The organism is Micromonospora sp. NPDC005291 (genome assembly GCF_040607415.1).
In the GTDB taxonomy this organism is placed as follows: domain Bacteria; phylum Actinomycetota; class Actinomycetes; order Mycobacteriales; family Micromonosporaceae; genus Micromonospora.
In genome coordinates, this window is record NZ_JBEXGR010000009.1 from 166797 (window position 1) to 181481 (window position 14685).

The following is a 14685-nucleotide window of genomic DNA, read 5'->3' on the forward strand; positions in this document are numbered from 1 at the left end:
TCCGGCATGGCCGAATATCTCGTCCTCGCTCTGGTCCTGCTCGGTGTGCTGATCGCCGGCACAGTCGGGCTGGTCGTGCCGCGATTGCGGCGGCGGCCCGCGCCTCCGCTGCCACGCACCGAGGTCGACACCAGAGCTGAGGAAGATCTCGCCGGCCCGCCGGTCGAGGCACCGGAGTCCGATCTGTCCACCGGCGTCCTGGTCGAGCCGCCGCCGGTGCTTGAGGCACCCGTGGAGGTGCCCGAACCGACCGCCGGGCGGCTCGTCCGGCTCCGCTCGCGGCTGTCCCGCTCACAGAACGTCTTCGGCAAGGGCCTGCTCGGTCTGCTCGCCCGCGACCACCTCGACGAGGACGTCTGGGAGGAGATCGAGGACAGCCTGATCACCGCCGACGTCGGCGTCGACGCCACCCGGGACATCGTCGACCGGCTGCGCGAGCGCACCCTGGTGCTCGGCACCCGCTCGGCCTCCGAGCTGCGCGCACTGCTCGCCGCCGAGTTGGTCAACGCGCTCGACCCGAGCCTGGACAGGTCGTTGCGGACCGCACCGAAGGACGGCGTGCCGGCGGTGGTCCTGGTCGTCGGCGTCAACGGCGCCGGCAAGACCACCACCTGCGGCAAGATCGCCCGGGTGCTGGTGGCTGACGGCCGTAGCGTGCTGCTCGGCGCGGCGGACACCTTCCGGGCCGCCGCCGCCGACCAGCTGGAGACCTGGGGCTCGCGCGTCGGTGCGGAGACCGTCCGTGGGCCCGAGGCCGCCGACCCGGCCAGCGTCGCCTTCGACGCGGTCAAGCGCGGCATCGACACCGGCGTGGACACCGTGCTCATCGACACCGCCGGCCGCCTGCAGAACAAGGTCGGCCTGATGGACGAGCTGGGCAAGGTCAAGCGTGTGGTGGAGAAGCAGGGCCCGATCGACGAGACACTGCTCATCCTGGACGCCACAACAGGGCAGAACGGCCTGGAGCAGGCCCGGGTCTTCACCGAGGTGGTCAACGTGACCGGCGTGGTGCTGACCAAGCTCGACGGCACCGCCAAGGGTGGCATCGTCATCGCCGTGCAGCGCAAGCTCGGCATCCCCGTGAAGCTGGTCGGCCTCGGCGAAGGCAAGGACGATCTGGCCCCGTTCGACCCGGGGCAGTTCGTTGACGCGCTGCTGGGGACCGAGGCCACCGGACGGGACGCGTAGTCTCGGGTGACCAGTGACAACCGCGCGTACGCGGGCTGGCGCGACCCCGGCCACCCTTCGCAGCGCCTCGGGAGACCGTACGTGACTTCGCAGGAGATCCCGCTGTACGGCGGCAACGTGAGCACCGTTGTCCGTGTCGGCGACACGGTCCGTCGCAATGCCGGGCCGTGGACACCGTCCGTGCACGCACTGCTGCGGCACCTGGAGTACGTGGGGTTCACCGGCGCCCCACGAGCGCTCGGCATGGACGAGCGCAACCGTGAGGTGCTGTCGTACCTGGAGGGGGAGTGCGGAGAATATCCGCTCGCCCCGCACTGGGTGACCGACGAGGCGCTGGTCACCGTCGCCACCATGCTGCGGATGTTCCACGACGCGCAGTACGGCTTCACCCCGCCACCGGGGGCGGTCTGGCGCTCGTTCGGGCCCCCACCACCGGACACCGAGGTGATCTGCCACCACGACGCCGCGCCGCACAACGTGATCTGGCGGCCGGACGGCACCCTCGGGCTGATCGACTTCGACCTCGCCTCGCCGGGTGCCCGGATCTACGACGTGGCGTACGCGGCCTGGACCTGGGTGCCGATCTTCGCGGACCGGGACTCGATCACGCTGGGGTGGAACCATCCGGACCGGCCGCGCCGACTACGGCTCTTCGCCGACGCGTACGGGCTGATCCCCCGGGACCGGCACCGGCTCATCCGGACCATCCGCAAGCGGATCGTGGACCACGTCGAGGGGATCCGCCGAATGGCCGCCGCCGGTGAGCCGGCGTTCGTCCGGATCGTGCACAAGGGGCACCTGCGCCGTCCGATGCGCGATCTGCGGCTGCTCGACTACGAGCGACACGCCCTGGAGAACGCCCTCCGCTGAGTGCCTGCCGGTCGATGCGCGGCCAGCCCCGATGGGCGGGTCGGTCGATGCGTATGGCCGGTCGGCCATCGGCGTACGTCGTCTGGCCGATCCACCACCGTCCATGCCGCCCACTGTGCGGACTTCGTGACACGTCCGAAACAACCCGTCACGAAACGGAAACCCGCACGGGACCCTAAGTGAAACAGCCGGCCGCGAAGCTTCCGCGCAACCGGCCTACGGGCGACGCTGCCCCGGAAAGCCGCGAAGGAGGACTTCACCTTTAGGAGGCCAGCGTGCCTGAAGCACCGACGATCGACGGCGCCAATACCGTTTGGCTGCTGGTTTCGACCGCGCTCGTGCTGCTCATGACCCCCGGACTGGCGCTGTTCTACGGCGGCCTCAACCGGGCCAAGGGCGTACTCAACATGATGATGATGAGCTTCTCCGCTATCGGGCTCATCTCTATTCTGTGGTGGTTCTACGGTTTCAGCGTCGCCTTCGGGGCCGACGTGAACGGATTCTGGGGCGACCCGGGCGCGTACCTCGGCACCAAGACCTTCCTCGCCGAGACCGACCTGTGGGGCGCGACGGCGGAGAACCCCAGCGGCATCGGGGTTCCGCTCTACGTGTTCATGGCCTTCCAGATGGTCTTCGCGGTGATCACCGTCGCGCTGATCAGTGGGGCCATCGCCGACCGGGCCAAGTTCGCCGGCTGGCTGCTGTTCGCCTTCGGCTGGGCCACCCTGGTCTACTTCCCGGTCGCCCACTGGGTGTGGGGCGGCGGGATCATCGGCGCTGACATCCACGCACTGGACTTCGCCGGTGGTACCGCGGTGCACATCAACGCCGGTGCGGCGGCCCTGGCCGTGGCTCTGGTGCTCGGCAAGCGGCTCGGTTGGCCGCGCGAGGGCATGAAGCCGCACAACATCCCACTGGTCGCGCTCGGTGCGGGTCTGCTGTGGTTCGGCTGGTTCGGGTTCAACGCCGGCTCGGAGCTGACCGTCGACTCCGTCGCCGGGCTCGCCTTCATCAACACCCAGCTCGCCACGGCGGCGGCGGTGCTCGGCTGGATCGCGGTCGAGTGGATCAAGGACCGCAAGCCGACCATGGTCGGTGCCTCGTCCGGCGCTGTTGCCGGCCTGGTCGCCATCACCCCGGCCTGTGGTTTCATCGCACCCTGGGCCGCCGTCCTGCTCGGCATCGTCGCCGGGGCCGTGTGTGCGCTGGCCGTGAGCCTCAAGTACAAGCTCGGCTACGACGATTCCCTCGACGTGGTCGGCGTGCACTTCGTCGGCGGTTGGATCGGGTCGCTCTGGCTCGGTCTCTTCGCCACCAACTCGGTCAACGCCGCGATCAGCGACGTGGTGGGTGCATCGGACGGTCTCTTCTACGGCGGCGGCGCGACCCAGTTGGGTCGGCAGGCGCTCGCCGGCCTGATCGTCTCCGTATGGTCGTTCGGCATCGCCTGGGTGCTCGCCGTCGTCATCGAGAAGACGATCGGCTTCCGCGTCAAGGGTGAGGCTGAGGCCGACGGCATCGACATCGCCGAGCACGCCGAGAGCAGCTACGACCTGTCACCGGCGGGCGGCGGCACGGGCAGCGCGTTCGCGATGGCCGGCATCGGCACTCCCGGTGGCGGCGCGACGAGTGATGCCAAGCCGGAGGCGGACACCGCCGAGCCGGTCAGCGCGAAGGTCGCCGGTTAACGTTCCTGGGATGGAGGGGTTGGACATGAAGCTGGTGACCGCGGTCATCAAGCCGTACCAACTGGATGCGGTGAAGGAGGCTCTGCACGCCCTCGGGGTGGCCGGGCTGACCGTCAGCGAGGTGCAGGGGTACGGGCGGCAGAAGGGGCACACCGAGGTCTACCGGGGTGCCGAGTACACGGTCGAGTTCCTGCCCAAGATCCGGGTCGAGGTGCTCACCGACGAGATCGACGTGGAAAAGATCGTGGACGCCATCGTCGGTGCTGCCCGCACGGGCAAGATCGGCGACGGCAAGGTCTGGGTCACCGGTGTCGAAGAGGTCGTCCGGGTGCGTACCGGCGAGCGCGGCCTCGACGCACTCTGATCCCGGCCACGACTGACATGACCTCGTTGATCAAGAAGAACGCGTCAGGACACGCCGATGACGGTGACGCCAACCTCTTGATCAACGAGGTCGTCGGCGTACGCGGCGGGGTCGGCGAAGCCGCTCGGGTTGGTCGGGCGGCGGCTTACGACGACTTTCTGCGCGGGTTGCTGCCCGCGCGGGAGGGGGTCGCGCTGATCGCCGTCGGTGGGCTGGGCCGGCGACAGTGCGCGCCGTACGGCGACCTCGACCTGGTTCTGCTGCACGCGGGTGTACCGGGCACGGACGAGTTGGCCGCCTCGGTCTGGTACCCGATCTGGGACGCGGGCCTGCGGCTCGACCATTCGGTACGGACCGTCTCGGAGGCGCTCTCGGTCGCGCAGGACGACGTCAAGGTCGCCCTCGGGCTGCTCGACGCCCGGTTGGTCGTGGGCGACCGGGCGCTGGCCGATTCGCTGATCCGCACCGCCGCCGATCATTGGCGGCGGACCGCCGTCCGCCAGTTGCCCGGCCTGCGGGAGGTCACCGAAGCCCGCTGGCGGGCCCACGGTGAGCTGGCCTTCCTGCTGGAGGGCGACCTCAAGGAGGCCGCCGGCGGTCTGCGCGACGTGGGTCTGCTGCGGGCCATCTCCGCCGCCGGCATCACCGACGCGCTGCGCCCCGCCGTACGCGCCGCTCACCTGCGCCTGCTGGACACCCGGGACGCCCTGCACCAGCAGGTCGGCCGCCGGGTCGACCGGCTGGTCGCACAGGAGCGGGACGGAGTGGCCGCGCTGCTCGGTCTTGAGGACGGTGACGCCCTCCTGCGCCGGGTCGCCGGTGACGCCCGCACGGTCAGCCACGCCCTGGATGACGCGTTCCGTGCCGCCGACCGGTTGCGCTCCGGCCGGTCCCGTGGCGGTAACGGTCGACCCGCCCGCCGTCCCGTGGCCCGCGACGTGGTCGAGCACGACGGGGAACTGGTGCTGGCCCGGACGGCGATCGGGGCACGTCCCGACCCGAGCCTCTCGCTGCGGGTCGCCGCCGCGGCTGCCGCGACCCGACTCCCGATTGCCCGGGCCACCTGCGAGTGGCTGGCGGCGTACTGCCCGCCACTGCCCGCGCCCTGGCCGGCCGGGGCCAGGGCCGCGCTGACCACCCTGCTCGGTGCCGGTCCCGGTCTGGTGCCGGCCTGGGAGACCTGCGACCGGTACGGGCTGGTCGACGGCTGGCTGCCCGAGTGGACCCGGTTGCGCAGCCTGCCCCAGCACAACCCGGTGCACCGCTACACCCTCGACCGGCATCTCGTGCAGACCGCTCACGAGGCCAGCCGCCACGCCCGCGAGGTGGAACGCCCCGATCTGCTGCTCCTCGGCGCCCTCCTGCACGACATCGGCAAGGGGCTCACCGGTGATCACAGCACCGTCGGTGTGCCACTGGCCCAGGCGGTGGCGACCCGGATCGGTCTGCCCCCCACCGAGGTCGAGTTGATCGGCACGCTGGTCCGATTGCATCTGCTCCTGCCCGACGTGGCCACCCGCCGCGACCTGGCCGACCCGGTCACCATCGCCTCGGTGGCCGAGGCGGTCGGCGACACCGGCACCCTCGACCTGCTGCACGCGCTGGTCCGCGCCGACGCGGCGGCGACCGGGCCGGCGGCCTGGTCGGACTGGAAGGGCCGACTCGTCGCCGAGTTGGTCGCCCGGGTCCGCACCGCACTGGACACCGGCGTGCTGCCCGATCCGCCCGCCCCGGACCCGGCGCTGCTGGCCGGGCCACTGCCGGTCGTCCACCTGACCGGGGACCGGGTGTCAGTCGCCGCGGCCGACCGGCGGGGCCTGCTCGCCACGGTTGCCGGCTGCCTGGCCCTGCACCGGCTGGAAGTGATCTCCGCGGACGCCTCCGTGGTCGACGGCCGCGCCCTGGTCGAGTGCCGGGTGCAACCCCGCTACGGACTGCCGCCGGACCCGGTCGCACTCCGCGCCGACCTGCGCAGGGCGGTCGGTGGTGACGTGTCGGTCACCCAGCGGCTGCGTGGCCGTGCGCTCGCCGCCCGGAGCGGCGGCGCGGCCCCCCGGGTCGTCTGGCACCGCGAGGCGGCCACCGACGCCGTGCTGTTGGAGCTACGCGCAGCGGACGCCGCCGGGCTGCTCTACCGGGTCACCTGCGCGCTCGACGAGGCGGGCGCACTGGTCCGCGCAGCCCGCATCTCCACCCTCGGAGCCGACGTGGTCGACGCCTTCTACCTGGTGGGCGGCTGGCCGGACGACGCGACCCGGGCCAACCTGGAAGCCGCGGTCCTGGCCGCCGTCTGACCCGCTCGGTGCCGGCCCGACGCCCCGGCCCTGCTATCGGGCGTCGGGCGTGCTCGCCTCCTGGCCGATGCGTGGCCCTCCTGGCCCTTGCGCGGGGCTTGCCTGGCCCCCAGGCTGCCTCGCTCCCACGAGCCCGGTCGCTCCCACGAGCGTGATACCTCAGAGTCATATTTATGCCCCAGAGTCATCACGCTCGCACAGGCGTGCGGCCCTCGACCCGGCCCACCGTGGGTGGCGACGGGGCGGCGGGTACGTCCGAGGGCGTAGTGGGGGTGCCGCCCCTGGACGCACGCCGTGGAGCGTCGACGCCGGCAGAATGACGGCCATGCGGTGGAGTGGGCAGTGGGCGGGGCGGACGGCTCCCGACGCCGTGCTCGCCCTGGTGCTGCTCGGCTTCGGGCTGTTCGCCACCGGCCTGGCCGGGGACAACCAGCCGGGGTCGAGACCGGTGGACGCCGCCTGTCGGGTGCTGATCGTGGTCGCCGCGCTCGCCCTGCTGGCCCGGCGACGCGCCCCGGTCGCCACCCTGGCCGTGGTCACCGTGGCCACCTCGACGTACCTGGTGAGCGGGCACCCGTACGGGCCGATACTGCTTACCTTCCTGGTCGCGGTGTACACCGTCGCGGTACGGCTGCCGGTGCGCCCGGCGGCACTGTCCACCGGTGGAGCGTTCGTCGTGCTGCTGGCGCACGTCTTCGTCTCTCGGGGCCCGGCTCCCGGTTGGACGGCGGTGCTGCCCACGTCGGCCTGGCTGGTCGTACCGTTCGCGGTGGGGGTGGTGGTCCGGGTCAACCGCGAGGCAGCCGCGCGCAGCAGCGCCGAGGAGGCCCGTGATCGCGTCGAGCAGGCTCGGCGGCGAACCGACGAGGAACGGCTGCGTATCGCTCAGGAGGTGCACGACGTGGTGGGGCACGGGCTTGCCGCGATCAGCATGCAGGCGGAGATCGCCCTGCACCTGCTGCCGAAACGGCCCGAGCAGGCGGAGATCGCGCTGACCGCGATCAGCCGGACCAGCCGGGAGGCGTTGGACGAGCTCCGGGTCACCCTGGGCGCGGTTCGGCAGGGCGCGGAGCGTGGGCCGGTGCCCGGTCTGGCCCGGCTCCCGGCGCTGCGCGACCGGCTCGCCGGGGCCGGTCTCGCCGTCGAGATGCGCGTGGTCGGCGACCCTCGGGAGTTGCCGGCGGCGGTGGACCTGGCCGCGTACCGGGTGGTGCAGGAGGCGTTGACCAACGTGCTGCGTCACGCCGGGGTGTCCGACGCGGAGGTGACCGTCGGCTATCGGGCCGAGGAGTTGACCGTCGAGGTCACGGACCGGGGCACGGGCGCAGCCGGCGATGGGGTCGATCCGGCCGGTGACGGTGACGGTAACGGTGACGGTGTCGGCGGGCACGGCCTGGCCGGGATGCGGGAGCGCGTCGCGGCGTTGGGCGGGCGGTTGGCAGCCGGGCCGCGTGCCGAGGGCGGGTTCCGGGTGTACGCCCGGCTGCCCGTGGAGCCGGCCTCGTGATCCGGGTGCTGATCGCCGACGACCAGGACCTGGTCCGGCTCGGTCTGCGCGCGCTGGTGGAGAGCGAGGACGACCTGACGCTGGCCGGTGAGGCGGCCGACGGGCTGCGGGCGGTCGAGCTGGCGCGTCGGGAACGGCCGGACGTGGTGCTGATGGACATCCGGATGCCCGGCATCGACGGCATCGAGGCAACCCGGCGGATCGTCGCGGACCCGGACCTGACCGGTACGCGGGTGGTGGTGCTCACCACCTTCGAGCTGGACGAGTACGTCTTCGACGCGCTGCGGCACGGCGCGAGTGGGTTCCTCACCAAGGACACCCGACCGGCCGAGCTGCTGCGTGCGATCCGGCTGATCGCCGAGGGGGAGGCGCTGCTGTCGCCGTCGGTGACCCGTCGAGTGGTGCGGGAGTTCGCCACCCGGCCGTCCCGGGTGCTTCGTCCGCACCCCCGGCTGGACGCGCTGACCGACCGGGAGCGTCAGGTGGTCGGCCTGGTCGGTGAGGGCCTGAACAACGAGGAGATCGCCCTACGGCTGGTGGTCAGCCCGGCGACCGCGCGGACCCACGTCAGCCGGGCCATGGGCAAGCTGGGAGCCCGGGACCGGGCCCAGCTCGTCGTCTTCGCGTACCAGTCGGGGTTGGTGTCCGGTTGAGGCCTGGAAGGCCGGCCGGGCCGGGCGACAGCGGCCGTGCGGGCGGCCGGTTACCCTAGCGGTGGCCGGACTCCGCAGTGCCGGCCGCGTTGTGCCCGCCGGAACACTGACAAACGGGATGTTCGCGTGTTTGACACCTTGAGTGACCGCCTGTCCGGGATCTTCACCAAGCTCCGCGGCAAGGGGCGGCTCACCGACGCCGACATCGACGCCACCGCGCGCGAGATCCGTCTCGCGCTGCTGGAGGCGGACGTCGCGCTGCCGGTGGTCAAGGGCTTCATCGCGGCCGTCAAGGAGCGTGCCCGCAGCTCCGAGGTCTCCCAGGCGCTGAACCCGGCCCAGCAGATCATCAAGATCGTCAACGAAGAGCTGATCAAGGTGCTCGGCGGTGAGGGTCGGCGGCTCCAGTTCGCCAAGCAGCCGCCGACGGTGATCATGCTGGCCGGCCTCCAGGGCTCCGGTAAGACGACTCTGGCCGGCAAGCTGGCCCGCTGGCTCAAGGGCCAGGGCCACCAGCCGCTGCTGGTCGCCGCCGACCTCCAGCGCCCCAACGCCGTCGGGCAGCTGCAGGTGCTCGGTGGCCGGGCCGGCGTCGAGGTGTACGCCCCGGAGCCCGGCAACGGCACCGGTGACCCTGTGCAGGTGGCGCGGGCGTCGATCGAGCACGCGAAGCGGGCTGCCCGCGACATCGTCATCGTCGACACCGCCGGCCGACTCGGTATCGACGCCGAGATGATGCAGCAGGCCGCCGACATCCGCGACGCGGTCCAGCCGGACGAGGTCATCTTCGTCATCGACGCGATGGTCGGTCAGGACGCCGTCCGCACCGCCGAGGCTTTCCGTGACGGCGTCGGCATCACCGGCGTGGTGCTCTCCAAGCTCGACGGTGACGCCCGCGGTGGCGCCGCGCTGTCGGTACGCGAGGTGACCGGGCAGCCGATCCTGTTCGCCTCCACCGGTGAGAAGCTGGAGGACTTCGACGTCTTCCACCCCGACCGGATGGCCAGCCGGATCCTCGGCATGGGCGACGTCCTCACTCTGATCGAGCAGGCCGAGCAGGCCTTCGACTCCGATCAGAAGGAGAAGATGACCGCCAAGCTGATGGGCGGTGAGCAGTTCACTCTGGAGGACTTCCTCGACCAGCTCATCGCGGTGCGGCGGATGGGCCCGATCGCCAACGTGCTCGCCATGATGCCGGGCATGGGGCAGATGAAAGACCAGCTCGCCGATCTGGACGACACCCACTTCGACCGGGTCACCGCGATCATCCGGTCGATGACCCCCGCCGAGCGCACCACCCCGAAGATCATCAACGGCTCCCGTCGGGCGCGCATCGCCAACGGTTCCGGGGTCACGGTGATGGACGTCAACCAGCTGCTCAACCGCTTCGCCGACGCGCAGAAGATGATGAAGCAGATGGGCGGCATGATGGGCCTGCCCGGTGGCGGCCGGCGCAAGGCGACCAAGAGCCCCAAGAACAAGCGCAAGGGCACCAAGGGTGGCGGCCGGCCGCGTACCGGTGCCGGCGCCGGGATGCCGGGCGGTTTCCCGGGCGGCATGCCGCAGCTCCCGCCGGGCATGGACGCGAACGACCTCGCTGGTGGCCAGGGCCTGCCGCCCGGCTTCAAGCTTCCGAAGATCGACTTCAACAAGCTCGGCAAGGGCGACAACCACCCCCGCTGACGCGTGTCGGTGACGGTGGGCGGCGTCGCGGACGCCGGGATGATCGGGTAGGACTGTGCACATGGCTCTTCATGTGCGCGGTGTGCTGCTCCCCGACGACGAGGTCCGGGATCTCTGGCTGGTCGGCGACCGGGTGACCTTCACCCCGGTGCCCGGGGCGGAGACGGTCGCCGACGGCGGCTTCGTCCTGCCGGGCCTGGTCGACGCGCACTGCCACATCGGCATCGCCCGTGGCGGCGCCCCGATCACCTCCCTCGACCAGGCCCGCGAGCTGGCCCACATCGACCGGGACGCCGGGGTGCTGGCGATCCGCGACGCCGGTTCGCCGTACCCGTACCCCGAATTGGACGAGGAGCCGGACCTGCCGCGACTGGCCCGCGCGGGCCGGCACGTCGCGCCGCCGAAGCGCTACCTACGCGACATCGGCGTGGAGGTCGGCGCGGCCGAGGTGGCCGCGACGGTGGCCGCACAGGCGCGGGCCGGCAACGGCTGGGTCAAGCTGGTCGGCGACTGGATCGATCGCGGCGTGGGCGACCTGGCGCCGGCCTGGGACGCGGACACCCTCACCGCGGCCGTGCGGGCCGCGCACGACGCCGGGGTACGCGCGGCGGTGCACACCTTCTCCGAGTCGGCCGTCGAGATCATGGTGCGGGCCGGGGTGGACTCGGTGGAGCACGGCACCGGGCTGAGTCTCGACCTGATCGACGAGATGGCCCGCCAGGGCACCGCGCTGATCCCCACCATGATCAACATTGCGACCTTCGGCGGGATCGCCGAGCAGGCGCGGGACAAGTTCCCCGGGTACGCCGAGCACATGCTGGCACTGCGCGACGGCTTCCCCGAGGTGGTGCGGGCCGCGCACGAGGCGGGCGTGCCGATCTACGTGGGCACCGACGCGGGCGGCGGCATCGACCACGGGCTCGCCGCGGAGGAGATGCTGCTGCTGCACGAGCAGGCCGGCATGGCGCCGATCGACGTGCTCGCCGCCGCCTCCTGGGGCGCCCGGGAGTGGCTCGGCTTCCCGGGCCTGGCCGAGGGCGGCCTCGCCGACCTGACCGTCTACCCCGAGGACCCCCGCCGCGACCTGCGCGTCGTCCGCGCCCCGTCCCGCACGATCCTCCGCGGCCGCGTCGTCCGCTGACCTTCGCCAGGACGCCGCCGTCGTCGGCCTAGTGCCCGCGGCAGCCGTCGTCGTCGCCGCCGTCCCCGCCGCCACCGCCACCGCCACCGCAAGATCGTGCTCGATCGTGGATGTAGTGGCCTCGGCTTCCTTGGGATGCCACTACATCCAGGAAGCAGCACGATCTTGGGCGCGTGGCGCGTGGCGCGTGGCGCGTGGCGCGTGGCGCGTGGCGCGTGGGTCCGTCGGGGGTCAGCGGTTGGGCTGGGTCGCGGCGGCGCTGAAGAGGCGTACGGCAAGGTCGGCCAGGCCCGAGGCGGTCTGGTCGATCGGGGAGCGGGGAAGCACGATGTGGCTCACGACCAGGCGGACGATGCTGTCGGAGGCGAAGGCCAGCGCGGCCGGGTCGGCTCCCGGCAGGTGGTCGCCGGCCCACTCGATCAGCGCGCCGGAAGCTTCGGTGAGCACCACCTCGGCCCGGGTGGTCAGGTAGGGCAGCAGCTCGTCCGACCCGCCTCGGGCGCTGGTCAGGATGGCCTTGACCAGCGGATTGTCCGCCGCCGTGGCGAGGGTGTGCGCGATCGCCGCGTAGGCGCCGGCCCGCACGTCGGCGTCGTGTGCGAGCAGCGCGGCACGGACGTCGCCGACGAACCGGTCCACCTCGTGCCGGGCCAGTGCCTCGGCCAGCCCCGCCTTGCTGCCGAACTCGTTGTAGACGGTCTGCCGGCTCACCCCGGCCGTCGTGGCCACCCCGCCCATCCGGACCGCGTCCCAGCCGGCGGCAATGGTCCGGGTGCGGGCGGCGTCCACGATCGTGTCCCGCAATTGCTGACGCGGTGAGTTGGTCGATGCAGTCATGGTGGTCGAATTCTACGGGCCCATCGTCGACCCGCCAGCGCTGCCACGACGGCCACGGCGACCGGGCGGGACACGGCACGGCTACTCCCGGACGCGGCGTCCCCCCGCGTGGCGCATAGGATGTGCGGTCATGGCTCGCGTGCTCACTCCCCGTGCGGAGGATTTCCCCCGCTGGTACCAGGACCTGATCGCCAAGGCGAAGCTGGCCGACAACGGCCCGGTCCGCGGCACCATGGTCATCCGACCGGCCGGCTACGCCATCTGGGAGCGTATGCAGGCCGAGATGGACGCCCGGATCAAGGCGGCGGGTGCGGAGAACGCGTACTTCCCGCTGTTCATCCCGGAGAGTTACCTCAAGCGCGAGGCGCAGCACGTCGAGGGCTTCTCGCCGGAGTTGGCGGTCGTCACCCACGGTGGTGGCAAGCCTCTCGCCGAGCCGGTGGTGGTGCGCCCGACCAGCGAGACGGTCATCGGCGAGTTCATGGCCAAGTGGATCGACTCGTACCGGGACCTGCCGCTGCTGCTCAACCAGTGGGCGAACGTGGTCCGGTGGGAGCTGCGTCCGCGCATCTTCCTGCGTACCAGCGAGTTCCTCTGGCAGGAGGGGCACACCGCGCACGCCACGCGGGAGGACGCCCGTGCCTACGCCCGGCGGATCCTGCACGAGGCGTACGAGGACCTGATGGTCAACGTGATCGGCATTCCGGTGGTGGTGGGCCTGAAGACGACGCGCGAGCGGTTCGCCGGCGCGACCGCCACGTACACCTGCGAAGGCATGATGGGCGACGGCAAGGCACTCCAGTTGGGCACCAGCCACGAGCTGGGCCAGAACTTCGCCAAGGCGTTCGACATCAGCTACTCCTCGAAGGAGGGCGGCCGGGAGCACGCCTGGACCACCTCCTGGGGCACGTCGACCCGCATGCTGGGCGGCCTGATCATGGCGCACGGTGACGACAACGGTCTGCGCGTGCCGCCGAAGCTGGCGCCCATCCAGGCGTACGTCATGGTGGTCAAGGACGGCGAGGGCGTCGGCGAGGCGGCGGCCAAGCTGCGCGACGGCCTGCGCGACGCCGGTGTCCGGGTGGCGCTCGACGACCGGACCGACACCCCGTTCGGCCGCCGGGCCGTCGATGCCGAGCTGCGCGGTTATCCGGTACGCGTCGAGGTCGGCCCCCGTGACCTGGCCGTCGGCAACGCGACGGTGGTGCGTCGCACCGACGGGTCGAAGACCCCGACGCCGGTGGCCGATGTGGTCGCCGCGGTGCTGGCCGCGCTGGAGACCGACCAGCAGGTGCTGCACGACCAGGCGCTGGCCAACCGCGAGTCGCGCACGGTGGAGGTGGCCACCCTCGCCGAGGCGATCGAGGCCGCCGCGAACGGCTGGGCGCGGGTGCCGTGGTCGGCGGTCGGCGTGGCCGGTGAGGCCGAGGCGAACGGCCAGGGCGTCACGGTGCGCTGCCTGCTGCGCGCCGACGGCTCGGTACCGGACTCCGAGGACGAGCCCGACCTGATCGCCATTCTCGCCCGCGCCTACTGAGGTGCGCTCACCGCACTCACCTCGTTGATCTAGGGCATACTGTCGTTAGTTGATCTCTGTCAACAACGATATGCCCTAGATCAACGAACGAGGTGAGTGCGGGTGCGGCGGCGCGGGGTGGGGTTTGAGGCGGGTCGGCTGATCATGCACCGGAACGTGCGGCACGGTCGGATCGGGTGGGTCCGGCCGGGCCGGGTGGTCAGCGACGACGAGCGGGGCCTGCTGGTGTGGATCGCCCGGGACTCTCCGGTGGCCCACGAGGTGACCGAGGCGGGGCTGGGGATGCGGGCGATGCCGTTCGCCGAGTGGATCTCGTCGACGTACCGGCTGGCGCACGGGCGCTGGGATGGCCCGCCGCTGCTGAAGTTCCTGCCCGCCGGGGCCGCGCACTCCGTCTGGTGGTTCTCCGACGCGCAGGGCCGGTTCGCCAACTGGTACGTCAACCTGGAAGAGCCCGGTGTCCGCTGGGACGACGGCCCGGTTGCCGGTGTCGACGTGGTGGACCAGGACCTGGACGTGGTGGTACGACCGGACCTCAGTTGGGACTGGAAGGACGAGGACGAGTTCGTCGAGCGGCTCGCATTCGGTGACGACTACTGGGTGACCGACGAGAAGGCGGTTCGCGCCGAGGGGGAGCGGGTGATCTTGCTCGCCGAGGCTGGTGAGTTCCCGTTCGACGGCACCTGGTGCGACTTCACGCCCCCGTCAGACTGGGACGTACCGGACGAACTTCCGCCGGGATGGGACCGTCCACCGGTGCGCTGAGAGGTGTTCCGAGTCACTGGATACGCGGTGTCCGGGTCCGATGCGTGAGATCGGCATCGGATCTGGCAGAATAGGTCGCTGGTATCCGGCGCGCGTCCGGCGCCCTCTAACCCGGGCACGTTGCCAGTCCACCGAGTAGTCTCCGGCCCAACCCCACT

Annotated in this window: 12 protein-coding genes; 11 read left to right on the top strand and 1 reads right to left on the bottom strand. The window is 71.6% G+C overall.

What is annotated here, in order from left to right; translation table 11 throughout:
• The first annotated feature begins 6 nt into the window (after positions 1-6).
• From ftsY to ABZT18_RS15470, 9 genes are all read left to right on the top strand, one after another.
• A complete protein-coding gene (gene ftsY / locus ABZT18_RS15430; RefSeq protein WP_355251532.1) occupies positions 7-1188 on the top strand; it encodes a signal recognition particle-docking protein FtsY in 1182 nt (393 codons plus the stop codon).
• A gap of 6 nt (positions 1189-1194) precedes the next feature.
• Positions 1195-2058: an aminoglycoside phosphotransferase family protein gene (locus tag ABZT18_RS15435; RefSeq protein WP_354997496.1), complete on the top strand. Its 864-nt coding sequence runs from the start codon at positions 1195-1197 to the stop codon at positions 2056-2058.
• Between the two features lie 275 nt (positions 2059-2333).
• Complete coding sequence (locus tag ABZT18_RS15440; RefSeq protein WP_354997497.1) at positions 2334-3746, top strand: ammonium transporter; 1413 nt, start codon at positions 2334-2336, stop codon at positions 3744-3746.
• A gap of 25 nt (positions 3747-3771) precedes the next feature.
• On the top strand, positions 3772-4110 hold the full coding sequence (locus ABZT18_RS15445) for a P-II family nitrogen regulator (protein WP_007456507.1): 339 nt from the start codon (positions 3772-3774) through the stop codon (positions 4108-4110).
• A 17-nt stretch (positions 4111-4127) separates the two neighbouring features.
• A complete protein-coding gene (locus ABZT18_RS15450) occupies positions 4128-6404 on the top strand; it encodes a [protein-PII] uridylyltransferase (protein ID WP_354997498.1) in 2277 nt (758 codons plus the stop codon).
• Between the two features lie 325 nt (positions 6405-6729).
• Positions 6730-7911 carry a sensor histidine kinase gene (locus tag ABZT18_RS15455; protein ID WP_354997499.1) on the top strand — a complete coding sequence of 394 codons (1182 nt, stop codon included), beginning with the start codon at positions 6730-6732 and terminating at the stop codon, positions 7909-7911.
• Positions 7908-8564, top strand: a complete 657-nt coding sequence (locus ABZT18_RS15460) for a response regulator transcription factor (protein ID WP_354997500.1) — start codon at positions 7908-7910, stop codon at positions 8562-8564. Before ABZT18_RS15455 ends, ABZT18_RS15460 begins: the two co-directional genes overlap by 4 nt.
• A 126-nt stretch (positions 8565-8690) precedes the next feature.
• The gene (gene ffh, locus ABZT18_RS15465) at positions 8691-10247 is read left to right on the top strand and encodes a signal recognition particle protein (protein WP_354997501.1); all 1557 of its coding nucleotides are present in this window, start codon (positions 8691-8693) and stop codon (positions 10245-10247) included.
• Between the two features lie 61 nt (positions 10248-10308).
• Complete coding sequence (locus ABZT18_RS15470; RefSeq protein ID WP_354997502.1) at positions 10309-11388, top strand: amidohydrolase family protein; 1080 nt, start codon at positions 10309-10311, stop codon at positions 11386-11388.
• Positions 11389-11619: 231 nt separating this feature from the next.
• Here ABZT18_RS15470 and ABZT18_RS15475 read toward each other — a convergent pair whose 3' ends face one another.
• On the bottom strand, positions 11620-12225 hold the full coding sequence (locus ABZT18_RS15475) for a TetR family transcriptional regulator (RefSeq protein WP_354993142.1): 606 nt from the start codon (positions 12223-12225) through the stop codon (positions 11620-11622).
• A gap of 130 nt (positions 12226-12355) precedes the next feature.
• On the opposite strand from ABZT18_RS15475, the gene proS reads away from it, so the two are divergent.
• A complete protein-coding gene (proS, locus tag ABZT18_RS15480) occupies positions 12356-13762 on the top strand; it encodes a proline--tRNA ligase (RefSeq protein ID WP_354993143.1) in 1407 nt (468 codons plus the stop codon).
• Between the two features lie 117 nt (positions 13763-13879).
• On the top strand, positions 13880-14527 hold the full coding sequence (locus tag ABZT18_RS15485; RefSeq protein WP_354993582.1) for a DUF402 domain-containing protein: 648 nt from the start codon (positions 13880-13882) through the stop codon (positions 14525-14527).
• Positions 14528-14685 lie beyond the last annotated feature (158 nt).